Annotated in this window: 1 protein-coding gene; it reads left to right on the plus strand. The window is 52.7% G+C overall.

Annotated elements, in window-relative coordinates; genetic code table 11:
- Window positions 1-45 precede the first annotated feature (45 nt).
- Window positions 46-1034, plus strand: a 989-nt coding sequence (locus COY37_RS01075; RefSeq protein ID WP_286975586.1) for an N-acetylmuramoyl-L-alanine amidase, incomplete at its 3' end; no start/stop codon positions are given.

The raw sequence follows: 1034 nt of genomic DNA on the forward strand, positions 1-1034 counted from the left end.
TGTTTGTCGAAAGTATAACGGTCCGATCGCACTAGGAGGTTTTAAATGGCGAGAAAAGGACTTATAGCATTAATTCTTGTAGTGTGCTTCAGCCTTACTTCGGTTCTCCCCGCGTACGCCGCTTTCAGCGATGTTTCAGACGCCAAGCTCACTAAAATAGTTGATGACCTATCGGCCAAAAACATTGTCTCGGGGTTCGCCGATGGGACGTTCCGACCCGATGACCCCGTTACTCGAGCGCAGATGGCAAAGTTGGTTGCAATCGCTAAGAACCTCTCCTCGAATTCAGCTGCAGGAGATGGAACAGCGTTTAGCGATATCTCACCACAACACTGGGCTGCAAGCTATATCAGGGCAAGCCATGCCGCCGGTATCGTTAAAGGTTACTCAAACCCGGATGGCACGTTCTTGTTTAAGCCAAACAAGCAAATCACAAGAGGCGAGCTTGCCAGGATGCTATGCCGCGCGAGCGGGGCCGCACCCATCAATCCGGTAAATCCCGCGTTCAAGGACGTTGGGACCGGTTATTGGGCGTACAGTGAAATTGAGACAGTGGTTTATTGCGGAATCATGGGTGGCTACCATGATGGTACATTCCACCCCGGACTGCCGGCGACCCGGGCTCAAACGGCGATCGCTCTCTATAATATGATGAACGCCGATCTTACACCTCCGGCTGAAAACACGGCCGCAGTCGGTAGCGATGGCAAGCTCGTTATAGTTGTTGATGCGGGCCATGGTGGGGTCGATCCGGGTGCGATAGCCCCGAGCAATGGTTTAAAAGAGAAAGATGTTAACTTATGCGTGGCGCTGAAACTGCGAGACCTGCTTAAAGCTGCAGGGCTTAACTGCATCACGACACGCTCGACAGATGATTCCTTAGTTCATCCCTACGATCAAGTTAACGATCTTGCCGCGCGAGCGCAGGTTGCAAACGATGCTAAAGCCGACCTATTCGTAAGCATCCACCATAACTCGGCCGGATCATCAGCTGCCGTGGGTACCGCTGTTTACAGCTACCCCGGCTCGGCAGA

This window comes from Candidatus Aquicultor secundus (genome assembly GCF_002791875.1).
GTDB lineage: Bacteria > Actinomycetota > Aquicultoria > Aquicultorales > Aquicultoraceae > Aquicultor_A > Aquicultor_A secundus.